The organism is Streptomyces sp. NPDC044719 (genome assembly GCF_056433405.1).
Map to the genome: position 1 here is coordinate 292,665 of NZ_JBWKHE010000010.1, position 24,459 is coordinate 317,123.

Consider the following 24,459-nt stretch of genomic DNA (forward strand, 5'->3'; position numbering starts at 1 on the left):
GCACTGTGGACCTGCACTTCGGTGACAGCAAACCGACGGACGAGGAGCGGGCGGCCGTGGACGCCCTGCTCGGTCCGCCCGAGTCCTCCTGGGAGGGCGCCGCCCGCGATGAGATGGGAGCCGCCGATCTGCGGTGGGCCCGTGGCGGGCGCGAGGCCCGCGACCGCCGCGACCTGCTGTTGCCGGGGCTGCACGCCATCAACGACCGGGTCGGCTGGATCAGCGACGGCGCCCTCGACTACCTGTGCCGGCGGCTGACGGTACCGCCGGCGGAGGCGTACGGCGTCGCCACCTTCTATGCCATGTTCTCGGTCGAGCCCCGTCCGGCGACCGTGCTCCATGTGTGCACGGACCTGGCGTGCGCGGCGGCCGGGGCGCCGGAGCTGTGCGCCGGGATCGAGGCCCGGCTGGGACTCGGCAGCGGTGTCACGGTGGAGCGCAGCCCCTGTCTGGGGCTGTGCGAACGGGCCCCGGCGGCGCTCGCGATCAAGGCCGGGAATCCTGTGCGTACGGCCGCGTCGGCGCCCGCGACCGTCGAGCGGGCCGTCCTCGCCGCGAGTGCGCCCGACTCGGCGCCGGAGGAGCCGCCCGCCGCTCTGGCGGTGCCCCAGGCCGGGCAGGACGGTCTGATGCTGCTCCACCGCGTCGGCGTGGTCGACCCCGCCTCCCTCGACGACTACCGCGCCCACGGCGGCTACACCGCATTGCGCCGGGCCTTCGAGCTGGGCCCGGCCGGGGTGATCCGCGAGGTCACCGACTCGGGCCTGGTCGGGCGCGGCGGCGCCGCCTTCCCCACGGGCCGCAAATGGCAGGCCACGGCGTCCCAGCCCGATCAGCCGCACTACCTCGTCTGCAACGCCGACGAGTCCGAGCCGGGCACGTTCAAGGACCGCGTGCTCATGGAGGGCGACCCGTACGCGCTGGTCGAGGCGATGACGATCGCCGCGTACGCGACCGGCGCCCACCGGGGATACCTGTACCTGCGCGGCGAGTACCCGCGCGCACTGCACCGGCTGGAGCACGCGATCACGCAGGCACGCGCGCGTGGACTGCTCGGCGACGACGTCCTCGGCCAGGGCTACGCCTTCGACATCGAGATCCGGCGCGGTGCGGGCGCCTACATCTGCGGTGAGGAGACGGCCCTGTTCAACTCCATCGAGGGCTACCGGGGCGAGCCCCGCTCGAAGCCGCCGTTCCCCGTGGAGAAGGGCCTGTTCGGCAAGCCGACGGTCGAGAACAACGTGGAGACGTTGGTCAACGTCCTGCCGGTCCTCACGATGGGCGCCCCGGCGTACGCGGCGATCGGCACGGAGAAGTCCACCGGGCCGAAGCTGTACTGCGTCTCGGGGAGTGTGGAGCGTCCCGGTGTCTACGAGCTGCCGTTCGGCGCGACGCTGGGTGATCTGCTCGCGCTCGCCGGGGTGCGGGAGGGGCTGCGGGCGGTGCTGCTCGGCGGGGCGGCGGGCGGTTTCGTCCGGGCCGACGAGCTCGGCGTTCCGCTCACCTTCGAGGGGACGCGGGAGGCGGGCACGACGCTCGGCTCGGGGGTCGTGATGGCCTTCGACGACTCCGTGCCCCTGCCCCGGCTGCTGCTGCGCATCGCCGAGTTCTTCCGGGACGAGTCCTGCGGGCAGTGTGTGCCGTGCCGGGTCGGGACCGTGCGGCAGGAGGAGGCGCTGCACCGGCTCGTGGAGCGCACCGGCGCCGACGCGGCCGGGGACATCGCGCTGCTGCGGGAGGTCGGCCGCGCGATGCGGGACGCCTCGATCTGCGGTCTCGGGCAGACCGCGTGGAACGCCGTGGAATCCGCCATCGACCGTCTGGGGGCGTACGAATGACCGTCACACCGCTGGGGATCCCGCGCCGTCTGCTGGAGTTCACGCTCGACGGGGAGCCGGTGCGGGCGCCCGAGGGCTCGACGATCCTCGACGCCTGCCGGGCCGCCGGGAAGGACGTCCCGACCCTGTGCGAGGGCGACACGCTCCGGCCCAAGAACGCCTGCCGCGTCTGCGTCGTCGAGGTCGAGGGGGCCAGGACCCTCGTCCCGGCCTGCTCCCGCAAGGCCGAGCCCGGTATGGAGGTGCGCACGGACACCGAACGGGCCCGGCACAGCCGGAAGATCGTCCTGGAGTTGCTCGCGTCCTCCGTGGACCTGTCGACGACCCCGAAGGTCGCCGAGTGGCTCAAGGAGTACGAGGCGAAGCCCGACCGCTTCGGCCCGGACGCGGCCCGGCTCAACGAGGAACCGAAGGTCGACAACGACCTGTACGTGCGCGACTACGACAAGTGCATCCTCTGCTACAAGTGCGTGGACGCCTGCGGCGACCAGTGGCAGAACACCTTCGCGATCTCGGTCGCCGGACGCGGTTTCGACGCCCGGATCGCCGTGGAGCACGACGCTCCGCTGACCGACTCGGCCTGCGTGTACTGCGGGAACTGCATCGAGGTGTGCCCCACGGGCGCGCTGTCCTTCAAGTCCGAGTTCGACATGCGCGCGGCGGGTACCTGGGAGGAGTCGCGCCAGACGGAGACGACCACCGTGTGCGCGTACTGCGGAGTGGGCTGCAACCTGACGCTGCACGTGCAGGACAATGAGATCGTGAAGGTCACCTCGCCGCACGACAACCCGGTGACCCACGGCAATCTCTGCATCAAGGGCCGCTTCGGCTACCAGCACGTACAGAACCGGGGCTGATCAGGACATGGGACGAGTCACGGAACGACGCAAGGTGATCCGCATCCGGGACGGGGCGGTCTCCACCCGCCCGGACACGCTCGTCGCGGAGGAACCCCTGGAGATCCGGCTCAACGGCAAACCCCTGGCGATCACCATGCGCACCCCGGGCGACGACTTCGCGCTGGCCGCGGGCTTCCTGGTGAGCGAGGGTGTGCTGGGCGGACAGGACGACCTCCAGAACATCGTCTACTGCGCCGGGGCGACGGCCGACGGCTCGAACACCTACAACGTTGTCGACGTGAAGACGGCCTCGGGTGTGGTGATCCCCGACATCACGCTGGAGCGGAACGTCTACACCACCTCCTCCTGCGGCCTGTGCGGCAAGGCGTCGCTGGACGCGGTACGCACGACGGCACGGTGGCCCATCGCCGACACTCCCCCGGTCCGGGTCACGCCGGAGCTGCTGGCGAGCCTGCCCGACCGGCTGCGCGCCGCCCAGCGGGTCTTCGACCGCACCGGGGGCCTGCACGCGGCGGCGCTGTTCTCCGAGGAGGGCGAGCTGCTGGACGTCCGGGAGGACGTGGGCCGGCACAACGCGGTCGACAAGCTGGTCGGCCGTGCCCTGCAGAACGGGGAGCTGCCGCTGGCGCGGACGATCCTGCTCGTGTCGGGCCGGGCCTCGTTCGAGCTGGCGCAGAAGGCCGTGATGGCCGGCCTGCCGATGCTGGCCGCGGTGTCGGCGCCGTCCTCGCTGGCGGTGGATCTGGCCGCCGAGACCGGCCTGACGCTGGTGGGCTTCCTGCGGGGCGGTTCCATGAACGTGTACGCGGGTGAGGACCGGATCGCTCTGCGGGCGGCGGCCGCCCAGGGCTGAACAGGTTCCTCCGCGACACGGCGGCGGGGCCCCGGCCCGGCGGGGAGCGCCCCCTGCGCCGGAGGGGCCCCGTCTCGACGTCTGTCCGGCGGCTTCAGCCCGCCGTGCCGGATATCCGCCGGAGCATGTCGGTGAACTGCTCGCGTTCGGCCGCCGACAACGGGGCGAGCAGCTCGTCGTTGGCGGTGCGGGCCGCCTTCTCGCAGCGCTTGAGCAGCCGGGCTCCCCGCGTGGTCAGGGACACCGCGTTCTTGCGGCGGTCCTTCGGATCGGGCTCGCGGACCACCAGGCCGGCCGACTGGAGGTCGTCGAGGATGCCGACCAGGTCCTTGGGGTCGAGCCGGATCCCGCGGCCGAGGTCGGCCTGGGCGACGGGGCCGAGGTCACGCACGGCGGAGAGCACCACGTGGTGCCACATCCTCATGTCCTCCTCGGCCAGCGCCTCGGCCACCAGGGTCCGGCCGCGGGCGGCGGCGCGGCCGAGCAGCCAGCTGGGCAGGGAGCGGATCGCGGGCAGAGGTGCTTCCGACATGGCCGCAGCCTAGCCAAGAAATCGTTGGTCCTTCCTATGATCGTCCTATACCGTTGGGCTCCCCAACGAATTCGTTGGGAGTACCAACGACCACCGGAGGTGCGATGCGCCGCGTCCGCTACGAATCCCGAGGCGGCCCCCTGTTCGTGGAGGAGGCTCCGGTCCCCGAGCCCGGCCCCGGAGAACTGCTCGTGCGCGCGGAGGCGATCGGCGTCACGCTCCCGGTCGTACGCAAGGTCACCGAGGCGGCCGAGCCGGGCCCGCTCGGCGGCGAGATCGCCGGGGAGGTCACGGCCGTCGGCGAGGGCGTCACGCGCTTCGGCACCGGCGACCGGGTGACGGGGCTCTGCTTCGGCCACGGCTACGCCGACTTCGCCCTCCTGCACGAGGCCATGGCCTCCCCGGTGCCGGCCGGTGTCCGCGCCGTCGACGCGGTCGCCCTGGTCCGCAGCGGCCTGGTCGCCCTCGGCGCCCTGGCGGCTGCCCGGCCCGAGCCCGGCGAGGCGGCCCTGGTCACCGCGGCGGCGAGCGGCGTCGGTCATCTGGCCGTCCAGCTGGCCAGGACGCGGGGCGCGGGCCGGGTCGTGGGGGCCGTTTCCGACCCGGCGAAGGCCGGGTTCGTCCGCGGTCTGGGCGCCGACCATGTCGTCACCTACGGCGACGACAGCTGGGGCACTCCCGTCGACTACGCCCTGGACGCGGTCGGTGGCGAGCTGCTCACCCGGGCCCTCACCGCGCTCGCCCCGGAGGGACGGCTGGTGGCGTACAGCTCGGGCGGCGGCACCGTCCAGGCGTACGACCTGCTGGTGGGCGCGAAGTCGGTGATCGGGTTCCAGATGGCGCGTATCGCCCGCGGGAGACCGGAGTTGTACGAGCGGTGGCGCGAGGAGCTGTGGCGGCTGTTCGCGGCGGGAGAGATCACGCCCGTGGTCCACGGGGAGTTCGTCCTGGCGGACGCCGCGAAGGCCCACGGAGAGATCGAGGCGCGGGCCAACCACGGAAAGGTCGTCCTGATCCCCTGACGCACGCTTCTTGTGGGGGGTCTGTGAGTCCAAGTACCGTCTGTGGCCCCACACATGGGACGTGGGATGTCCGGTTGTCCGCACTTCCGCCGCCCGGATGTCCGTTCCCATGCCTCGGTGGTCCAGCCGACAGACGCATGAAGGGCAGGTCGCACCATGCCGTCAAGTCTTCGCGCACGTCTGAGATCCACCCTGACAGCCGCTCTCGCCGCCGCCGCGCTGCTCGCGCCGGCCCTCCCCGCCCAGGCCCGACCGGCCACGGCCTTACCGGAGTTCGAACAGCAGGTCCTCTTCAAGGCCTCCCAGGACCCCGGCTACGCCTGCTTCCGCATCCCGGCGATCGTGCGGACCACGTCCGGAACGCTGCTCGCCTTCGCCGAGGGCCGCGTCCTCAACTGCGGTGACGCGGCCGACATCGACATCGTCCTCAAGCGCTCCACCGACGGCGGCCGCACCTGGGGGCCGCTCCAGGTCGTCACCGAGGGCGCCGGCGACACGCACGGCAACCCGGCGCCCCTCGTGGACCGCGGGACCGGCCGGATCCTGCTGGCCGAGACGTACAACACCGGCCGGACCGACGCCGGGAACTGCACCGTCCCCTGCGACCGCACCCCGCATCTGCAGTACAGCGACGACGACGGCAGGACCTGGTCGAAGCCGCGCGACCTGAGCGACCAGATCCTGCCCGCGCACTGGAACTCCTGGTACGCCACCGGCCCCGTGCACGGCATCCAGCTCACCCGCGGCAAGCACGCCGGGCGGCTCGTGTTCGGCGTCAACACCGAGACGTGGGACGGCAGCCGGGTCACCGCGAACCACGCCGCGCTCATCGTCAGCGACGACGGCGGCGACCACTGGCGGGTCGGAGCGACGGACTCCTGGCCCATAGCCCTCGACGGCACGTTCCGGCAGAAGCCGTCCGAGGTGACGCTCACCGAACGCACCGACGGCGCCCTCCTCGTCAGCGGCCGGGAACAGGACGGCACCGATCTGGGCCACCGTGCCCAGACCCTCAGCCGGGACGGCGGCGACAGCTTCGCCACCCCCTTCCGCGACCTGCCGGACCTCTACACCCCGCAGGTCCAGGGCGCGACCGTACGCCTGGGAGACCGGCTCCTGCTGTCCGCTCCGGCCGACCCCGACCGCCGCCGCACGATGATGGTCCGCTCCTCCTACGACGGCGGGCTCACCTGGGACAGCGTGGACCGGGGCACGGTCGTCACCAGCGACTGGTCCGGCTACTCCGACATGGCGGCCGTCAACGGCACGACGGTGGGCCTGCTGTACGAGGGCGGCGCGGTCGACGCCCGCGACGAGATCCGCTTCGCCCGCTTCACCGAGGACTGGCTGAAACCGCGCCGGGGCCCCGACCCGACCACCCGTGACGCCGCGTCGGCCGCGACGCCGGCGGCCGTGCTCGGCGGTGCGGGCCGGACCACCGGCGTGCGTGGCGGCGCGCTGTCCTTCGACGGCACCGACGACGCCGTACGGCTGCCGTACCGGTCCGGGCTCCCGCTCGGCGAAGGAGACTTCACCGCCTCGCTGTTCTTCCGCTACACGGCCACGACCGGCGAACAGCCCTTCCTGTGGATGGGCGGCATCGGCAGCACCCAGCCACAGATCTGGCTGCGCGGGGAGCCGGCGAGCAATCGGGTCCGGGGGCTCATCACCACCCGGTCGGGCGCGAGCACCGTCAGGTCGGCCTCGGTGTGGACCGACGGCGCCCACAACGACGGACGCTGGCACCATCTGGCCCTGCGCCGGGGCGACGGGAAGCTGACGCTCTTCCTCGACGGCGCGCCGCTCACCACCGCGGACGTGCCGGGCTCGGTCAGCCGTAACTCCCCGTTCGGCGTGCACATCGGCCAGCGGATGGACAGCAGGGCGTTCCTCAGCGGGGCCATCGACGACGTCCGCGTCTGGAACCGGGCGCTGTCCGACGGGGAGTTGGCGTCCGGGGCCGCGAAAGCGGCCGCCAGGGGCACCGTCCTGTGGCTGCCCATGGACCAGGTGAGCGGCAGCAACTAACGTCACGGAGCGTGCCCGACGACTCAAGAGCAGCACGAGCACGACAACGCACCGGAACCGGGATCGGCCTGCTGCTGGCCCTGGTTCTCGGTGCCGCCCTGATCGTCGCCCTGCCGGAGGACGAGAGCCGGGACGACGACGGCGCCTGCCGGGCCCGGACGGTGGCCTCCTGGCGGGCGGACGACGGCCTCACCGCCGAGTTCGCCCGCTACGGCGACGACGCGAGCCGCACCGACGACTGGACCGGCGGCGACGGCACCCACTCGCTGCGGCTGCCCGACGGCCGGGTGCTGTGGCTGTTCTCCGACACCTTCCTGGGCCGGGTGTACGGCCCGCCCAACCCGGCCGGCGAGTCCCACGCCTGGCGGGACACGGCCGCGCCGCTGGTGCGCAACTCGGCCGTGCTGATGCGGGACGGCCGGCTGGAGACCACTCTCCCCGCCCCGCTCTTCGCCGACCCGTTGCCGAACCAGTGGCGCTGGCCGGTCGCCGCCCGCGTCGAACCCCGCTCCCCCGGCTCCTCCGAACAGGTGGTCCGGGTGCTGCTGTGGGTGCGCACGGCCGGCCAGGCCCCATGGATCTACGGCGTGCCCACCGCGACCGAGGTCGCCACCCTGTCGCTGCCCGGCCTGCGTCTCGAGTCGATCGTCAAGGTGCTCGACCAGCAGCTGGTCCCCGACCCGTCCCGGCGAGTGCTGTTCGGCACGACGCTGGTCGAGGAGGACGGCTGGACGTACGTCTTCGGCGGCGACGACGGCCAGGCCGCCTCCCGCCCCGCTTCCCACGCCTACGTGGCACGTGTACGGGAGGGCGGGCTCGGGGATCCGGCGGCCTGGCGGTACTGGAACGGCTCGGCGTGGACGGCCGCCGCCCGCCCCCGGCCGGTGCTCGGGGACGGGCAGCGCAAGGGCGTCGGCAGCGCGTTCTCGGTCGTCCGGGACGGCGGAACATACGTGCTGTTCACCATGGCCACGGGCACCAAGGGCCTGACCACCGTCGCCTCGTACTGGGCGTGCTCCCCGGCCGGGCCGTGGCACGGGCCGGCGAAGGAGTTCAGTCCGTCGCTGCCGCAGGGCCAGGTGGCCGCCTACAACCCGCAGGTCCATCCGGTGCTGAGCGGCGACGGGCGTCTCGTCCTGAGCTACGACGTCAACTGGCTGGAGACGACCGGCGCCGCGGCCCAGCTCAGCCGGAACGTGTCCCTGTACCGACCGCGGTTCGTGTCGCTGCGGCTGGCTCCGGCAAAGTGACCTGCGCGCGGGGGTCGTGCGAGCGGCGCTTGGCGATCACCGCGCACACCATCAGCTGCATCTGGTGGAAGAGCATCAGCGGCAGCACCGCCAGCGAGGCGTGCGCGCCGAACAGGACGCTCGCCATGGGCAGTCCGGCCGCCAAAGACTTCTTCGAACCGGCAAACTGCAGGGTGATCCGGTCCTCCCGGCCGAAGCCCAGGGCCTTGCCGCCGTACCAGGTCAGCAGCAGCATCACGGCGAGGATCACGGCCTCGACCGCGAGCAGCCCACCCAGCCGGGCGGGGCTGACCTGGTGCCAGATGCCCTGCACCATGCCCTGGCTGAACGCGGTGTAGACGACGAGCAGGATCGAGCCGCGGTCCACGAGGCCGAGGACCTTCTTGTGGCGGGTGACGAAGCCGCCGATCCAGCGGCGCAGCAGTTGCCCGGCGAGGAACGGCACGAGCAGTTGCAGCACGATCCTCAGCAGCGAGTCGGCGGAGAACCCGCCGCCGCTGCCGCCGAGCAGCGAGGCCGCGAGCAGCGGGGTGGCGACGATGCCGATCAGGGAGGAGAAGGAGCCCGCGCAGATCGCGGCGGGCACGTTGCCGCGGGCCATCGAGGTGAAGGCGATCGACGACTGGACGGTCGACGGGACGAGCGTGAGGAAGAGCAGGCCCTGGTAGAGCGGGTCCGTGAGGATCACCGGCACCAGCCCCCGGGCCGCGAGGCCGAGCAGCGGGAAGACGACGAAGGTGGCGGCCAGGACCGTGATGTGCAGGCGCCAGTGCCGCAGGCCGTCCAGTGCCTCACGGGTGGAGAGCCGGGCCCCGTAGAGGAAGAACAGGAGGGCGATCGCCGCCGTGGAGGCCCCGGACGCCACATCGGCGACCGACCCGCGGGCCGGGAACAGTGCGGCGACTCCCACGGTCGCCAGCAGGAGAAGGATGTACGGGTCGATCGGCATCCGGCGCGGCCGGCGCAGGCGTTTCACGGTGCTCCACTTGCTCGGTATTTGTTGCTCGGTACGTACGGGCGGTACGGGGCCGGGGCGGCCCCCTCCCATCCTGCTCCCCGGTCCGGCGATCGGGAATCCCGTATACCGCTCTGACTGTCATCGCGCTTCGCGATAACCTTGGGCTCATGTACGACCCCGCCCATCTGCGCACGTTCCTGTCGGTGGCGCAGACGCTGAGCTTCACGCAGGCCGCGCGGCGGCTCGGGCTGCGGCAGTCGACGGTCAGCCAGCACGTGCGGCGGCTGGAGGACGCCACCGGGCGGACGCTGTTCACGCGGGACACGCACTCGGTGGAGCTGACGGAGGACGGCGAGGCCATGCTCGGTTTCGCGCGCCGGATCCTGGAGGTGCACGAGCAGGCGGCGGCGTTCTTCACGGGCACCCGGCTGCGGGGCCGGCTGCGCTTCGGCGCCTCCGAGGACTTCGTGCTGACCCGGCTGCCCGAGATCCTCGAGGGATTCCGGCACGACCATCCGGAGGTCGACCTGGAGCTCACGGTCGAGCTGTCGGGCACGCTGCACGAGCAGCTGGCCGCCGGGAAGCTGGACCTGGTCCTGGCCAAGCGCCGCCCCGAGGACCCGCGCGGTGAGCTGGTCCGGCACGACAGGCTGGTGTGGATCGGCGCGGAACGCCTCCGGCTCGACCCGGACCGCCCGGTGCCGCTGATCGTCTACCCGCCGCCGGGCATCACCCGCGCACTCGCCCTGGAGGCGCTGGAGCGGCAGGGCCGCGAGTGGCGTGTGGTGTGCACGAGCGGCAGCCTCAACGGCCTCGTCGCCGCGGCCCGCGCGGGCCTCGGCGTGATGGCCCACTCCCGCGGCCTCATCCCGCCGGGTCTGGTCCGGGTCCCGGACCGGGCGGGCCTGCCGGAACTGGGGCAGGTCGATTTCGTGGTGGTCCACGGCCGGCGCCGGCCCTCCGCGCCGGGCGCGGCGGACGCCCTGGCCGCGGCGCTCCTGGCGGGCGGGGACCGGTTGCGCCGCAGCTCACGCAAGGACCTGTGACAAGCGGAGTGACGGAATCCGTCGCCGTCACGCTGACAGAAGAGACCCTCCTCAGGGCGCTCCGCACCGCGCCTGAAGTCGTACAGATTCGGTGGAGATTACGGCACCGAAACTTACTCAACCGTCAGTAATCTGTCCGACCCTTCCCCATGTGAGCGCTTTTTCCCTCGCTGACCAGCGCCGATGAGAGCGCTGCTCACCTTCGGCCCCCCTCCCGCACCCTGGCCCCGTGGGGTAGCTTTCACGGCGCTGTGCGGAGCGTCACTCAACAGAAGCGCTGAGGAGCGGGGAGCGGGGTTTGCGCGAGTTCACCAACCCTCCGTTGGCGTTGGCACCTCCGGTGGGCGGTCTGGCCGACGTCGTCTTCGAGCATGCCCAGGAAGACCCGCTGTACATCGCCCTGGGCCGTAAGGACGACGCGGGGCACTGGCGGGATGTCACCACCGCCGAGTTCCGTGACGAGGTGCTCGCCCTGGCCAAGGGCCTGCTGGCGAGCGGCATCCGGTTCGGCGACCGGGTCGCGATCATGTCCCGTACGCGCTACGAGTGGACGCTCTTCGACTACGCGCTGTGGACGATCGGCGCCCAGGTCGTGCCGGTCTACCCGACGTCCTCGGCCGAGCAGTGCTTCTGGATGCTGTACGACGCCGAGGCGACGGCCGCGATCGTGGAGCACGAGGACCACGCGATGACGATCGCCACCGTCATCGACCGGCTGCCGCAGCTGCGCCGCCTGTGGCAGCTCGACTCCGGCGCCGTGCAGGAGCTGTACGACGCCGGCGCGCACCTCGACGACGAGGTGGTGCACCGCCACCGGCAGGCCGTCACGCCCGAATCGATCGCCACGATCATCTACACCTCGGGCACGACCGGACGCCCGAAGGGCTGTGTCATCACGCACGGCAACTTCGCGTACGAGGCGGACACCGTCATCGAGCGCTGGGAGCCGGTGTTCCACTCCAAGCGGGGCGACGAGGCGGCCACCCTGCTGTTCCTGCCGCTCGCACACGTCTTCGGGCGAATGGTCCAGGTCGCGGCGATTCGCGGCAGGGTGAAATTCGGCCATCAGCCCCAGCTGAACGCGGCGGCCCTGCTGCCCGACCTGGCCGCGTTCAAGCCGACGTTCTTCCTGGCCGTGCCGTACATCTTCGAGAAGGTGTTCAACGCGTCCCGCCGCAAGGCCGAGAAGGAGGGCCGTTCCGGCCCGTTCGAGAAGGCCGTGGACATCGCCATCAAGTACGCGGACGCCGTCGAGGCCAAGGCCTGGGGCGTCGGCCCCGGCCCCTCGGCGGGCCTGCGCATGCAGCACCAGCTCTTCGACAAGCTCGTCTACTCCAAGATCCGCGCCGCGATGGGCGGCCGGATCCGGCACGCCATGTCGGGCGGCTCGGCGATGGACCGGCGGCTCGGTCTGTTCTGGGCCGGGGCGGGCGTGCACATCTACGAGGGCTACGGCCTGACCGAGTCCACGGCCGCCGCGACCGCCAACCCGCCCGGACGGACCCGGTTCGGCACGGTCGGCCAGCCCATCCCGGGCATGACCGTGCACCTCGCGGACGACGGCGAGATCTGGCTGCACGGCCAGAACGTCTTCCAGGGCTACCTCAACAACCCCAAGGCCACGGACGAGACCCTGCACGACGGCTGGCTGGCCACCGGCGACCTCGGCTCGCTCGACGAGGACGGCTACCTCACCATCACCGGCCGCAAGAAGGAGATCCTGGTCACATCGGGTGGCAAGAGTGTTTCGCCCGGTGTGCTGGAGGAACGCGTCCGGGACCATCCGTTGGTCAACCAGTGCATCGTCGTCGGCAACGACCGGCCGTACATCGCCGCCCTCGTGACCCTCGACCAGGAGGCCGTGGAGCACTGGCTGGCGATGCGGGGCAAGCCGCAGCTGTCCGCGGCGGAGCTGGTGCGGGACGCGGACCTGGAGACGGAGGTGCGGCGCGCGGTGGTCGCGGCCAACACCCTTGTCTCGCAGGCCGAGTCGATCCGCACCTTCCGCATCCTGGCCCAGCCGTTCACCGAGGAGCACGGGCTGCTGACCCCGTCCCTGAAGCTGAAGCGCAAGGCGATCGAGAAGGCGTACGAGAACGAGGTCGAGGCGCTCTACCGGGCGTAAACCGCCTGTTGACGGATGGTGTGCCGCCCGTCTGAATCCTCCCGTCAGGAATGCATCACGGCTCGTGATCGTTGACGATGGGAGTACATCCGACCACATACCTAAGGATCGAGAGCTCGTGAGCAAGGTCCCCCAGATCACCCTGAACAACGGCATCCAGATGCCCCAGCTGGGGTTCGGCGTCTGGCAGGTGCCGGACGACGAGGCCGAGTCGGCCGTCGCGACCGCGCTGGAGGCCGGGTACCGCAGCATCGACACAGCGGCGATCTACGGCAACGAGGAGGGCACCGGCAAGGCCGTCGCCGCCGCCGGTCTCCCCCGCGAGGAGCTCTTCGTCACCACCAAGCTCTGGAACGCCGACCAGGGGTACGACTCCACGCTGCGCGCCTTCGACACGTCGCTGGAGAAGCTCGGCCTGGACTTCGTCGACCTGTACCTGATCCACTGGCCGCTGCCGGCCCGGGACACGTACGTCGACACGTACAAGGCGTTCGAGAAGCTGCACGCCGACGGCCGGATCCGGGCCATCGGCGTCTCCAACTTCCTGCCCGAGCACCTCGAGCGGCTGATCGGCGAGACGTCGGTCATCCCGGCGGTGAACCAGATCGAGCTGCACCCGCATCTGCAGCAGAGCGCCGCCCGTGAGTACCACGCGCAGCAGGGCATCGCCACGGAGGCCTGGTCGCCGCTCGGCCAGGGCAAGGGCCTGCTGGAGGTTCCGGCGGTCGTGGCCATCGCCCGGAAGCACAACCGCACGCCGGCCCAGGTCGTGCTCCGCTGGCACCTCCAGCTGGGCAACGTGGTGATCCCGAAGTCCGTGACGCCGTCGCGGATCAAGGAGAACATCGAGGTCTTCGACTTCGAGCTGGACACCGAGGACCTGGCGGCCATCAGCGCCCTCAACGAGGACCGTCGCATCGGCCCGGACCCGGCGACGTTCGACGGCGCCTGAGCGCTCACCCGGCGCTACGACTGCCCGCGGCCTGTTGACTCGGCCGCGGGCAGTTCGCTGCGTGCCACTCAGGACGGTGCGGGGCCTGCTCAGACCGCCCGGACCGCCGTGTGCACCGTGTGCGCCTCCAGCACGAACACATCCGCCCGCCGGTGCAGACCCGCCTCGTCGTCGGGATCGAGCAGCCGGTCGAGAGTGGCGAGATCATCCGCGTCGAAGCCCTCCGGAATGCGCTCCCGCAGATGCGAAAGGGATCCGACGACATACTCACGGGCCCGGTCCGAGACGGGTGCGGGGAGGTCCAGCAGGAAGGTGTGCGTCCGGCCCGGCTTCAGCCCCGCCGACGCCAGCAGGGCGGGCCAGTCCTCCGTCTCCGCGACGTAACCCGGCAGCTCCGTCCGCATCCGCGTGAACCACTCCGCCTCCAGCGCGTCGAGCCGCGCCTGGAGCCCCGGCCGGCCGATACCAATGTCACGCGGCAGATACCGCGGGGGCAGGCCGCCCTCCATGAGGGCCAGGGTGCCGCCGGGCGCCAGCCGGGCCGCGAACGCGGCGAGCGCGGCCCGCTGGTCGCCGAGGTGGTGCAGGCTGCGGCTCGCCCAGAGCAGGTCGGCCGGGTAGTCCAGCTCCTCGAGCACATCGGGGAGTTCACCGGCGATCGTGCCGAAGCGGTCGGCGACGCCCAGCCGCTCGGCGCGTGCCCGCGCCCGTTCCAGCAGCGGCTCGGAGCCGTCCACCGCGACGATCCGCGCACCCGGGAACGTCTCGGCGAACAGACACGACACGACGCCCGGCCCGCTGCCCGCGTCGACGATCAGGCCCGGCTCGGTCACCTCGTGCGCCAGCCAGCCCAAGGCCCGCTCGTACAGGGAAGCGAACAGCTCTGCCTGTGACTCCAGCCGCGGAGCCATCGCGGCCCAGTCGAGGTGCGTGTGGTCGTGACGGTCGTGATCGTGACGGTCGTGGCCGTGACGGTGGTGGTCGTGGTCGTGCGCCATGGTGGTCAGCCTCTCCCTCGGATGCCGCCAGACTGCGCCGACGCACCGGGAGAAGGCCACCGCTGTTGCCGCTCCCGCAAAAAGGGTCCGCCGGGGCCGAAGCCCCGGCGGACCCGTGGGGACGGGGTGTCAGCCGGTCAGGACAGCGGCGGGTAGGCGTTCTGCATCAGCTGCCGGAACTGGGCGGAGAACCAGTGCCCGGACAGCGGGGCGTCCGGCAGGGCACCGGACATGTTGTTGTTGTTGCGCGGATTGCCCGTGTAGGTCGGGTCGCACATCCGGTCGAAGCCCTTGCCCTCGTCGTTGGCGATCTCCTTGCTCGCGCCGTCGGACTCGCCCGGCGGCTTCATCCACACGTACGCGTCGATCCCGGTGGCCGGGTTGGCCCGCGGGCGCTCGCCGAGGCCGGCTCCGGACTGGTTGCACCAGTTGCCGACGTGGATGCGGCGGTCGTAGCGGCCGCCCTCGACGTAGGTGTCGACGGAGGTCTGCGCGCCGGGGCCGGCGGGCCGGGCCGAGCCGCCCCAGCCGTTGCGGGAGGTGTCGATCAGCATGCCGATCGAGGACGGGAAGCCCGCCGAGACCAGCTGGTTGCGGAAGCCCTGGGCGAAGGACTGCTCGTCGACGTAACGGTTCCAGTCGACCCACTTCGACTCGCGGACGGACTTGCCGGCCACGTTGTCGTTGATGGTGAAGTTGTTCTCCTTCAGGGCGCTGTAGTTCGCCGTGTTGGTGATGAAGCCGTGGACGTCGTTGACGGTCGCGCCCTCGGCGGTGGCCGCCTCCTTGAACAGGGTCGCGGAGGCACCGAAGTTGTCGTCCCAGCCGATCCAGCCGTGGTGCCCGGCGTCCACGTAGTTGTAGACGTTCGCCACGTCGCCGAGCTTGTTCAGCGCGTAGCCGACGCCCTTGACGTAGTTGCCGTTGGCCTTCATCACATCGCACTGCGGGGTGGCCGTCGGACGGCTTCCGGTGTTGGTGACGAGGTTCGGCAGCGAGTCGATCTCGACGGTGGTGACGATCCGCAGCGAGGCGTACTTCGAGTCGGCGAGGATCGCCTTGATCGGGTCGATGTACTGCGTCTTGTACCGGTCGATCTCCGTCGGGCCGAGCTCGCCGTTGGAGGCGAGGGCGGCACAGTCACGGCCGGGCAGGTTGTAGATGACGAGCTGGACGACGAGCTCGCCGGAGCCCTTCTGGCGCAGGGCCTCGTCGAGGTGGGCGCGCAGGCCCATCTTGCCGCCCGCGCCGTTGATGGCCGCGATCCGGTCCAGCCAGACACCCGTGGGCTGGCTGGAGACGCGGCTGCCGCCCGGCTCGGCGGCGGCCTTCGCGGACCACTCCGGGTTCACGTACACTTTGGCGCCGGCATAGGGGTTGTCGACCCGGTTGGACGGGCCGCCGGGGCCCGGCGGGTCGGTCGGATCCGGGTTGCCGCCGTCGTCGACGTTGCAGGTGACGCCGTCGAGGGTGAAGGTGGCCGGGATCGCGTTGCTGCCGCTGTAACTGCCCTGGAAGCCGAAGCTGACCGAAGCGCCGGTCGCGAGCTGGGCGTTGTAGCTCTCGTTGGCCGCCGTGACGGCGGCACCGCTCTGACTCAGCTTGGCGTTCCAGCCGCTGGTGACCTGCTGGTTGCCGGCGTAGGACCACTTGAGCGACCACGACGACTTGGCGGCGCTGTTGTTGGTGACCGTCACGGCGGCGGTGAAGCCGGTGCTCCACTGGTTCTGGATCTTGTAGTCGACGGTGCAGGGGACGGCGGCGATGCCGGCGCCGTCCGGGTCGACGGCGAACGCCGTGCCGGTCGCGCCGGCGACCAGGGCCATGGCGGCCACTAACGCTGTTCTCGTACGGCTCATGAGTGCGGGTTTCCCTTTCGCTGGTGGGGGTGTCAGCCGTTCAGGGCGCGCTCCGACAGGGACATGAGGGACTGAGGAACCGTGGAACCCGGCATGGCACTCGCGCAGCAGGGGACGACCGCGCTGGGGGCGGCTCAAAGTACTGAACGCGAGAGGTGTCGCTCGAGCGACTCCTTGCAGGCCGGACACGCCGTGACGGACGCGTCGACTGATGGAATCGCTCCCACTGGTGTCAAGGAAGGTAGCGCCAAGTGTCTGCAAAGAACAGGGGAGTCACTGACTTTCGCTCAACATGCGGCGTCGAATCTTTTCGACTCTTCAAGGCCCTTGACCGATACCACACCCGTCATCACGATGGGAGCGCTCCCACTGGTTCAAGCCTTGACTTCTCCGAGCCGCAAGGAGGAACCAGCACCATGCATCCCCCACCCCGGAGACGCGGAGCGGTGCGGCGCGTGTGGATCGCCGCCGTCGCAGCTCTCGCGCTTCCGTTGACGATGCTCTCCTCAGGGTCGACTCCCGCGCAGGCGGCCGCACTTCAGTGCAGTGTCGATTACAAGACGAACGACTGGGGCTCCGGCTTCACCGCGGATCTGACCCTCACCAACCGCGGCACAGACGCCATCGACGGCTGGACGCTGACCTACGCCTACTCCGGCAACCAGAAGCTGGGGAACGGCTGGAACGGCACCTGGTCGCAGTCCGGTCAGAACATCACCGTCAAGAACGCCTCCCACAACGCCCGGGTCGCCGCGGGCGCCGCCGTCTCCACCGGCGCCCAGTTCACCTACAGCGGCACCAACGCCGCGCCGGCGTCCTTCTCGGTCAACGGCACCGCCTGCACCGGCGCGCACCAGCCGCCGATCGCCGTGCTGACCAGCCCGTCCGCCGGCGCCGTCTACACCCAGGGCCAGGCGGTCCCGCTGGCGGCCACGGCGGCCGCGGCGGACAGCGCCACGATCAGCAAGGTGGAGTTCTACGACGACACCACGCTGCTGGGCACGGACACGAGTGCGCCCTACTCGCTTTCCGTTTCCGACTTGACCGTGGGCAGTCACTCGCTGGTGGCGAAGGCGTACGACAGCATGGGCGCCTCCGCGAACTCCACCCCGGTCGGCATCACGGTCTCCTCCGGTCCCACTGTCGTCGCCTCGCCGCTCCAACTGGGCGTCCAGTCGGGCAAGTCGGGCACCTACGAGGTGAAGCTGTCCAAGCAGCCTTCCGCGAATGTGACGGTTGCGTCGGCCCGCACGAGCGGCAACTCGGGCCTGTCGGTCACGGGCGGCGCTTCGCTCACCTTCACCCCGCAGAACTGGAACACCGCGCAAAAGGTGACCGTCACCGCCGCCGGCTCGGGCACCGGCTCGGCGGTCTTCGAGTCGACGGCCGCGGGCCATGCCAAAGCCTCGGTCACGGTGACCCAGCTGGCTGCGGCGAAGGACTACGACGCCCGCTTCCTGGAGCTCTACGGGAAGATCACCAACCCGGCGAACGGCTACTTCTCCCCCGAGGGCATCCCCTACCACTCGGTCGAGACGCTGATCGTCGAGGCGCCGGACCACGGCCACGAGACCACCTCGGAGGCGTACAGCTACCTCCTGTGGCTCCAGGCCATGTACGGCAAGGTGACCGGCGACTGGTCCAAGTTCAACGGCGCGTGGGACCTCATGGAGAAGTACATGATCCCCACCCGCGCCGACCAGCCGACCAACTCCTTCTACAACGCGTCCAAGCCGGCGACCTACGCGCCCGAGCTGGACACGCCGAACGAGTACCCGGCCAAGCTCGACACGGGTGCCTCGGTCGGCCGGGACCCGATCGCGGCCGAGCTGAAGAGCGCCTACGGCACGGACGACGTCTACGGCATGCACTGGCTGCAGGACGTCGACAACGTCTACGGCTACGGCAACTCGCCCGGCAAGTGCGAGGCGGGCCCGTCGGACACCGGCCCCTCGTACATCAACACCTTCCAGCGCGGCTCGCAGGAGTCGGTGTGGGAGACGGTTCCGCAGCCGACCTGTGACGCCTTCAAGTACGGCGGCAAGAACGGCTATCTGGACCTGTTCACCGGTGACGCCTCCTACGCCAAGCAGTGGAAGTTCACCAACGCCCCGGACGCGGACGCCCGGGCCGTGCAGGCCGCCTACTGGGCGGACCTGTGGGCGAAGGAGCAGGGCAAGGGCGGGGACGTCTCCGCGACGGTCGGCAAGGCCGCCAAGATGGGCGACTACCTGCGCTACTCCATGTTCGACAAGTACTTCAAGAAGATCGGCAACTGTGTCGGGCCCGCCTCCTGCCCCGCGGGCACGGGCAAGGACGCCTCGCACTATCTGATGTCCTGGTACTACGCCTGGGGCGGCGCCACCGACACCTCGGCCGGCTGGGCCTGGCGCATCGGCTCCAGCCACGCCCACGGCGGCTACCAGAACCCCCTCGCGGCCTACGCGCTCGGCAACTACGCCCCGCTGAAGCCCAAGTCGGCCACGGGTGCGGCCGACTGGTCCAAGTCCATGGAACGTCAGCTGGAGTTCTACCGCTGGCTGCAGTCGAGCGAGGGTGCCATCGCCGGTGGCGCGACCAACAGCTGGGCGGGCCGGTACGCGACGCCGCCCGCCGGGAAGTCGACGTTCTACGGCATGTACTACGACGAGAAGCCCGTCTACCACGACCCGCCGTCCAACCAGTGGTTCGGCTTCCAGGCGTGGTCCATGGAGCGGGTCGCCGAGCTGTACCAGCAGACGGGGAACGCGCAGGCCAAGACGGTCCTCGACAAGTGGGTCGACTGGGCGCTGTCCAAGACCACATTCAACCCGGACGGCACGTTCCGGATCCCGTCGACGCTGCAGTGGTCGGGGCAGCCCGACACGTGGAACGCCTCGAACCCGGGTTCCAACAGCGGACTGCGGGTCACCGTCGCCGACTACACGAACGATGTCGGTGTGGCGGCCTCGTACGCCAAGACGCTGACGTACTACGCAGACCGCTCCGGTGACACGGAGGCCGCCGCGGCTGCGAAGAAGCTGCTGGACGGGATGTGGGACAACCACCAGGACGCGCTCGGGATCGCCGTCCCGGAGAACCGGGCCGACTACAACCGGTTCGACGACCCGGTGTACATCCCGAGTGGCTGGACGGGGACGATGCCGAACGGTGACGCGATCAACTCGTCGTCGACGTTCGACTCGATCCGGTCCTTCTACGAGGACGATCCGGCCTGGTCGAAGATCGAGAGCTATCTGGCGGGCGGTGCGGTTCCGTCGTTCACGTATCACCGGTTCTGGGCTCAGGCGGACATCGCCTTGGCCATGGGCTCGTACGCGGAGCTTCTCGAATAGCCCCCGCCGGGCGCTCCGCGGGTGGGGCCGTGGTCGGCTGCGGGCCCGTTGTGGCTGGTCGCGCAGTTCCCCGCGCCCCCAAGACACAAGCAGGTGCGTCCGAAGCTCTGTGTACGTGGCCCCGCACCTGACGCGGGGCCACCACGGTCGGGCGGCTCCCCCCGCACGGGAGCCGCCCGGCCCTCGCACGTTCCCCCTCACGGAAGGAACCCCACCGTGCGAAGAACCCGCATTCTCACCACCGTGCTCGCGCTGGCCGCCGGTCTGCTGTCGGGCGCCCCCACCGCCCTGGCCGCCGATCCCCCGGCGCCGAAGCTCACCGCCGACACGTACACCTGGAAGAACGCCCGGATCGACGGGGGCGGTTTTGTACCCGGCATCGTCTTCAACCGCTCCGAGAAGAACCTGGCCTACGCCCGCACGGACATCGGCGGTGCCTACCGCTGGCAGGAGTCCTCGAAGACGTGGACACCGCTGCTGGACTCGGTCGGGTGGGACGACTGGGGGCACACGGGTGTCGTCAGCATCGCGTCCGACTCCGTCGATCCGAACCGGGTGTACGCGGCGGTCGGGACGTACACCAACAGCTGGGACCCGAAGAACGGCGCGGTCATGCGGTCGTCCAACCGGGGCGCGAGCTGGCAGAAGACGAATCTGCCGTTCAAGCTGGGCGGCAACATGCCGGGGCGTGGCATGGGCGAGCGGCTGGCGATCGACCCGAACCGGAACAGCGTGCTGTATCTGGGCGCGCCGAGCGGCAAGGGGCTGTGGCGGTCGACGGACTCGGGTGTCACCTGGTCGCAGGTCACCAACTTCCCCAACGTCGGCGACTACGTGCAGGACCCTAGCGACACGTCGGGCTACGCGTCCGACAACCAGGGCATCGTCTGGGTCACCTTCGACGAGTCGACCGGCACCTCGGGCAACGCCACGAAGACGCTCTACGTCGGGGTCGCCGACGCGCAGAACGCGGTGTACCGCTCGACGGACGCGGGCGCGACCTGGCAGCGGCTGGCCGGGCAGCCGACGGGCCAGCTGGCGCACAAGGGCGTCCTGGACGCGAAGAACGGCCACCTCTATGTCGCCTACAGCGACAAGGGCGGCCCGTACGACGGCGGCAAGGGCCGGCTGTGGCGGTACGCGACCGGGACCGGGACCTGGACGAACATCAGCCCGGTGGCGGAGGCCGACACGTTCTACGGCTTCAGCGGGCTGACGGTGGACCGGCAGAAGCCGGGCACGGTGATGGCGACCGCGTACAGCGCCTGGTGGCCGGACACGCAGCTCTTCCGCTCCACGGACAGCGGGGCGACCTGGACGAAGGCGTGGGACTACACGTCGTACCCCGACCGTGAGAACCGGTACACGATGGACGTGTCGTCCTCGCCGTGGCTGACGTGGGGTGCGAACCCGGCGCCTCCCGAACAGACCCCGAAGCTGGGCTGGATGACGGAGTCGATGGAGATCGACCCGTTCGACTCCGCTCGCATGATGTACGGGACGGGCGCGACGATCTACGGCACCGAGAACCTCACGAACTGGGACAGCGGCGGGAAGTTCACCGTCAAGCCGATGGTGCGGGGCCTGGAGGAGACGGCGGTCAACGACCTCGCCTCTCCCCCGTCCGGAGCCCCCCTCCTCAGCGCGCTCGGCGATGTCGGCGGCTTCCGCCACACGGAGCTGACCAAGGTCCCGTCGATGATGTTCACCCAGCCGAACTTCACGACGACCACGAGCCTGGACTTCGCCGAGTCGAACCCGAACACGGTCGTCCGTACCGGCAACCTCGACTCGGGTCCGCACATCGCGTTCTCGACGGACAACGGCGCCAACTGGTTCGCGGGCACCGACCCTTCGGGAGTCAGCGGCGGCGGCACGGTCGCGGCGGCGGCCGACGGCAGCCGGTTCGTGTGGAGCCCGCAGGGCGCCGGCGTGCACTACGCGACCGGCTTCGGCACGTCCTGGCAGGCCTCCGGCGGGATCCCCTCCGGGGCGGTCGTCGAGTCGGACCGGGTCGATCCGAAGACCTTCTACGGCTTCAAGTCCGGGAAGTTCTATGTGAGTACGGACGGGGGTGCGACGTTCAAGGCGTCCCCTGCGACCGGCCTGCCGAGCGGCGACAGCGTTCGCTTCAAGGCCCTGCCCGGCGGGAAGGGCGATGTGTGGCTGGCGGGCGGCGCGAGCGACGGTGCGTACGGCCTGTGGCACTCCACGGACGGCGGCGCGAGCTTCACGAAGCTCCCGAACGTGGAGCAGGCCGACACGATCGGCTTCGGCAAGGCGGCGCCCGGCGCCTCCTACCAGGCCCTCTACACGAGCGCGAAGATCGGCGGCGTACGCGGCATCTTCCGCTCCACGGACCAGGGCGCGAGCTGGACGCGCATCAACGACGACGCCCACCAGTGGGGCTGGACGGGCGCGGCCATCACCGGCGACCCGAGGGTCTACGGCCGTGTCTACGTCTCGACGAACGGCCGTGGCGTCATCTACGGCGACAGCTCCGGCGGCGGCTCCACGGACCCGGGGCCGGGCCCCGACCCGACACCGACGGGCGCCTGCAAGGTGACGTACAAGGTCACCAGCCAGTGGTCGGGCGGCTTCCAGGCGGACGTCCAGCTCACCAACACGGGTACGAGTGCCTGGAGCGGCTGGTCACTGGGGTGGTCGTTCGCGGACGGGCAGAAGGTGTCCCAGGCCTGGAACGCCGAGGTCTCACAGTCGGGTTCGGCTGTGACGGCGAAGAACGTCGGCTGGAACGCCAACGTGGCGGCCGGTGCGTCCGTGGGCTTCGGGTTCACGGGCAGTTCGTCGGGGACGGCCAATTCCAGACCGGCGTCGTTCAAGCTGGGTGACCAGACCTGTACGGTCGCCTGAGCCTGCGATCGAGGGCGCGTGCCGTTACGGCACGCGCCCTCTTGCTACGGCGTGTAGACCGTCGGGCGAGGGGCGGTCGCCATCCCGTTCCCGATGAAGAAGCTCGGGTGCGGGGGCTGGTTGTACGCCGTGTTCTGCCAGGCCAGGGCCGTGCGGTACTGCGTGTCGTGGAGCAGGGTCGTGATCTTCGTGTTCGTCTCGTGCGGGGTCGAGTAGACGCGCAGCGCCTTGTTGTCACCGGTGCGCCAGATGACCTCCTCGCGCCAGTCGCCGAGGATGTCGCCGGACAGTACGGGCGTGGACTTCGTGCCGTTGTTGGAGGAGACGCCGGATCCGGTGAGCAGGCGGGTGTCGCCGGACGTGCCGTACTTGTCGATGCGGGTGCCGTCGAGGAGTTCGCGGACGGAGTCGCCGTCCCACCAGGACAGGAAGTTGATGCTGGAGGGTTCCCGGCCGAGGGAGGCGCCGGTCGCCGAGCGCAGGGTGGTGTCGGAGGCGGACCAGGACTCGGCCCCCGCGCTGCCGGCGTGGATGTCGGCGGAGACTCCCCGGCCGTTGTCGGCGCCGGAGGCGGTCTTCCAGAGGATCGCGCCCGTGCGTGCGTCGGCCATCCAGGAACCCGGCTGGCTGGTGCTCTCCGAGACCTTGAAGTACTCCAGACCCGCGCGGGACGGGTTCAGGTCGCCGACATGGCCGGCGTCGCCGTGGCCCAGCTTGGTGGTCCAGAGCCCGCCTCCGTTGTCGTCCACGGTCATCGCGCCGTAGACGATCTCGTCCTTGCCGTCCGCGTCGACGTCCGCGACGGACAGGCTGTGGTTGCCCTGGCCGTCGTAGCCCTTGCCGCTGTTGGTGGAGGAGTTGGTGTCGAAGGTCCAGCGGCGGGTGAAGGAGCCGTTCCGCCAGTCCCAGGCGGCGATCACCGTACGGGTGTAGTAGCCGCGCGCCATGATCAGGGACGGGCGTGAGCCGTCGAGGTAGGCCGTGCCCGCGAGGAAGCGGTCGACGCGGTTGCCGTAGGAGTCGCCCCAGGAGGAGACGGTGCCACGGGCCGGGACGTAGTCGACGCTCTGCATCGCCTTGCCCGTCTGCCCGTTGAACATGGTCAGGAACTCGGGCCCGGCCAGCACGTACCCGCTGGAGTTGCGGTGGTCGGCCGAGGAGCTGCCGATGACCGCGCCGGTGCCGTCCTTGGTGCCGTCGGCGGTCTTCATGGCGACCTCGGCCTTGCCGTCGCCGTCGTAGTCGTACACCTGGAACTGCGTGTAGTGGGCGCCGGAGCGGATGTTGCGGCCAAGGTCGATACGCCACAGCCGGGTGCCGTCGAGCTTGATGCCGTCGACGATCGTGTTGCCGGTGTAGCCGGACTGGGAGTTGTCCTTGGCGTTGGTGGGCTGCCACTTCAGGACGAGGTCCAGGGCGCCGTCGCCGTCGAGGTCGCCGAGGGAGGCGTCGTTGGCCTCGTAGGTGTACGCGGAGTTGCCGGGGGCGGTGCCGCCGGCGGGCGGGGAGATCGGGATGTCCTTGTAGCCGGTGCGGAACTGGACCGCGTGCACCGAGTCGCCCTGCTCCGTGCCGTTCACGACCGCGCGGACGGTGTAGTCGGCCTGGGCGGGCGCGCCCGCGTGGAAGTAGTTCGTGGAGCCGGTGACCGGCGTGGAGTTGACCTTCGTACCGGCCCGGTAGACGTTGAAGGAGACGTTGTCCGGGTCGGTGCCGAGCCAGCGCCAGCTCACCAGGTTGCCGCTGCCGGTGTGGACGCTGACCACGCCCCGGTCGAGCTTCTCGACCTGCCGGGCGGTGGCGGCCTGGGCGGCGTCGGTGGCGAACGTGGTCAGGCCGGCGCCGGCGAGCGCCGCCGTGGCCACGGCCACCGGGAGGAGCACACGGCGTCTGCGGTGTCTGTGGGGGTGCTTCACGTGACGGACCTCC

Annotated in this window: 16 protein-coding genes; 11 read left to right on the forward strand and 5 right to left on the reverse strand. The window is 70.7% G+C overall.

Annotation, left to right across the window (positions count from 1 at the left end; all coding sequences use genetic code 11):
* Positions 1–5: 5 nt before the first annotated feature.
* The 3 genes from AC07DF_RS35590 to fdhD are packed head-to-tail and all read left to right on the forward strand — an operon-like array spanning position 6 to position 3,551.
* Complete coding sequence (locus tag AC07DF_RS35590; protein WP_478980713.1) at positions 6–1,838, forward strand: NAD(P)H-dependent oxidoreductase subunit E; 1,833 nt, start codon at positions 6–8, stop codon at positions 1,836–1,838.
* Complete coding sequence (locus tag AC07DF_RS35595; protein ID WP_454362412.1) at positions 1,835–2,695, forward strand: 2Fe-2S iron-sulfur cluster-binding protein; 861 nt, start codon at positions 1,835–1,837, stop codon at positions 2,693–2,695. Before AC07DF_RS35590 ends, AC07DF_RS35595 begins: the two co-directional genes overlap by 4 nt.
* A 7-nt stretch (positions 2,696–2,702) precedes the next feature.
* The gene (gene fdhD / locus AC07DF_RS35600) at positions 2,703–3,551 is read left to right on the forward strand and encodes a formate dehydrogenase accessory sulfurtransferase FdhD (RefSeq protein WP_478980715.1); all 849 of its coding nucleotides are present in this window, start codon (positions 2,703–2,705) and stop codon (positions 3,549–3,551) included.
* 94 nt (positions 3,552–3,645) lie between these two features.
* Here fdhD and AC07DF_RS35605 read toward each other — a convergent pair whose 3' ends face one another.
* Positions 3,646–4,083, reverse strand: coding sequence for a MarR family winged helix-turn-helix transcriptional regulator (locus tag AC07DF_RS35605; RefSeq protein WP_478980717.1), 438 nt, complete (start codon positions 4,081–4,083; stop codon positions 3,646–3,648).
* A 104-nt stretch (positions 4,084–4,187) separates the two neighbouring features.
* Between AC07DF_RS35605 and AC07DF_RS35610 the strand changes: the two genes are divergently transcribed.
* The 3 genes from AC07DF_RS35610 to AC07DF_RS35620 all read left to right on the forward strand — a co-directional run bounded on the left by AC07DF_RS35610 (position 4,188) and on the right by AC07DF_RS35620 (position 8,383).
* A complete protein-coding gene (locus tag AC07DF_RS35610) occupies positions 4,188–5,105 on the forward strand; it encodes a quinone oxidoreductase family protein (RefSeq protein WP_478980719.1) in 918 nt (305 codons plus the stop codon).
* A gap of 156 nt (positions 5,106–5,261) precedes the next feature.
* A complete protein-coding gene (locus AC07DF_RS35615; RefSeq protein ID WP_478980721.1) occupies positions 5,262–7,133 on the forward strand; it encodes an exo-alpha-sialidase in 1,872 nt (623 codons plus the stop codon).
* 11 nt (positions 7,134–7,144) lie between these two features.
* Positions 7,145–8,383 carry a DUF4185 domain-containing protein gene (locus tag AC07DF_RS35620; RefSeq protein ID WP_478980723.1) on the forward strand — a complete coding sequence of 413 codons (1,239 nt, stop codon included), beginning with the start codon at positions 7,145–7,147 and terminating at the stop codon, positions 8,381–8,383.
* Here AC07DF_RS35620 and AC07DF_RS35625 read toward each other — a convergent pair.
* Entirely contained in the window at positions 8,319–9,332 is a 1,014-nt protein-coding gene (locus AC07DF_RS35625; RefSeq protein ID WP_478980790.1) for a bile acid:sodium symporter family protein, read from the reverse strand. The genes AC07DF_RS35620 and AC07DF_RS35625 overlap by 65 nt on opposite strands.
* Positions 9,333–9,508: 176 nt before the next feature.
* Between AC07DF_RS35625 and AC07DF_RS35630 the strand changes: the two genes are divergently transcribed.
* From AC07DF_RS35630 to AC07DF_RS35640, 3 genes are all read left to right on the forward strand, one after another.
* Positions 9,509–10,387 (forward strand): LysR substrate-binding domain-containing protein, encoded by an 879-nt coding sequence (locus tag AC07DF_RS35630; RefSeq protein WP_478980725.1) that lies wholly within the window; start codon positions 9,509–9,511, stop codon positions 10,385–10,387.
* A 298-nt stretch (positions 10,388–10,685) separates the two neighbouring features.
* On the forward strand, positions 10,686–12,512 hold the full coding sequence (locus AC07DF_RS35635) for an AMP-dependent synthetase/ligase (RefSeq protein WP_478980727.1): 1,827 nt from the start codon (positions 10,686–10,688) through the stop codon (positions 12,510–12,512).
* A gap of 160 nt (positions 12,513–12,672) precedes the next feature.
* Positions 12,673–13,464 carry an aldo/keto reductase gene (locus AC07DF_RS35640; RefSeq protein ID WP_478980792.1) on the forward strand — a complete coding sequence of 264 codons (792 nt, stop codon included), beginning with the start codon at positions 12,673–12,675 and terminating at the stop codon, positions 13,462–13,464.
* Between the two features lie 89 nt (positions 13,465–13,553).
* Here AC07DF_RS35640 and AC07DF_RS35645 read toward each other — a convergent pair whose 3' ends face one another.
* Complete coding sequence (locus tag AC07DF_RS35645; RefSeq protein WP_478980730.1) at positions 13,554–14,462, reverse strand: class I SAM-dependent methyltransferase; 909 nt, start codon at positions 14,460–14,462, stop codon at positions 13,554–13,556.
* Positions 14,463–14,599: 137 nt separating this feature from the next.
* A complete protein-coding gene (locus AC07DF_RS35650; RefSeq protein WP_478980732.1) occupies positions 14,600–16,321 on the reverse strand; it encodes a glycoside hydrolase family 6 protein in 1,722 nt (573 codons plus the stop codon).
* Positions 16,322–16,737: 416 nt separating this feature from the next.
* On the opposite strand from AC07DF_RS35650, the gene AC07DF_RS35655 reads away from it, so the two are divergent.
* The gene (locus AC07DF_RS35655; RefSeq protein WP_478980734.1) at positions 16,738–19,656 is read left to right on the forward strand and encodes a glycoside hydrolase family 48 protein; all 2,919 of its coding nucleotides are present in this window, start codon (positions 16,738–16,740) and stop codon (positions 19,654–19,656) included.
* A gap of 216 nt (positions 19,657–19,872) precedes the next feature.
* Positions 19,873–22,530: a cellulose binding domain-containing protein gene (locus AC07DF_RS35660; RefSeq protein WP_478980736.1), complete on the forward strand. Its 2,658-nt coding sequence runs from the start codon at positions 19,873–19,875 to the stop codon at positions 22,528–22,530.
* A gap of 44 nt (positions 22,531–22,574) precedes the next feature.
* Here AC07DF_RS35660 and AC07DF_RS35665 read toward each other — a convergent pair whose 3' ends face one another.
* Positions 22,575–24,446: a rhamnogalacturonan lyase gene (locus tag AC07DF_RS35665; protein WP_478980738.1), complete on the reverse strand. Its 1,872-nt coding sequence runs from the start codon at positions 24,444–24,446 to the stop codon at positions 22,575–22,577.
* Positions 24,447–24,459 lie beyond the last annotated feature (13 nt).

What these genes read in the sequence shown, in the direction of transcription:
- AC07DF_RS35595 (WP_454362412.1), top strand. Translation starts at nt 1,835, where the DNA reads ATGACCGTCACACCGCTGGGGATCCCGCGCCGTCTGCTGGAGTTCACG.
- fdhD (WP_478980715.1), top strand. Translation starts at nt 2,703, where the DNA reads ATGGGACGAGTCACGGAACGACGCAAGGTGATCCGCATCCGGGACGGG.
- AC07DF_RS35605 (WP_478980717.1), bottom strand. Translation starts at nt 4,083, where the DNA reads ATGTCGGAAGCACCTCTGCCCGCGATCCGCTCCCTGCCCAGCTGGCTG.
- AC07DF_RS35610 (WP_478980719.1), top strand. Translation starts at nt 4,188, where the DNA reads ATGCGCCGCGTCCGCTACGAATCCCGAGGCGGCCCCCTGTTCGTGGAG.
- AC07DF_RS35615 (WP_478980721.1), top strand. Translation starts at nt 5,262, where the DNA reads ATGCCGTCAAGTCTTCGCGCACGTCTGAGATCCACCCTGACAGCCGCT.
- AC07DF_RS35625 (WP_478980790.1), bottom strand. Translation starts at nt 9,332, where the DNA reads ATGCCGATCGACCCGTACATCCTTCTCCTGCTGGCGACCGTGGGAGTC.
- AC07DF_RS35630 (WP_478980725.1), top strand. Translation starts at nt 9,509, where the DNA reads ATGTACGACCCCGCCCATCTGCGCACGTTCCTGTCGGTGGCGCAGACG.
- AC07DF_RS35640 (WP_478980792.1), top strand. Translation starts at nt 12,673, where the DNA reads ATGCCCCAGCTGGGGTTCGGCGTCTGGCAGGTGCCGGACGACGAGGCC.
- AC07DF_RS35645 (WP_478980730.1), bottom strand. Translation starts at nt 14,462, where the DNA reads ATGGCGCACGACCACGACCACCACCGTCACGGCCACGACCGTCACGAT.
- AC07DF_RS35650 (WP_478980732.1), bottom strand. Translation starts at nt 16,321, where the DNA reads ATGAGCCGTACGAGAACAGCGTTAGTGGCCGCCATGGCCCTGGTCGCC.
- AC07DF_RS35655 (WP_478980734.1), top strand. Translation starts at nt 16,738, where the DNA reads ATGCATCCCCCACCCCGGAGACGCGGAGCGGTGCGGCGCGTGTGGATC.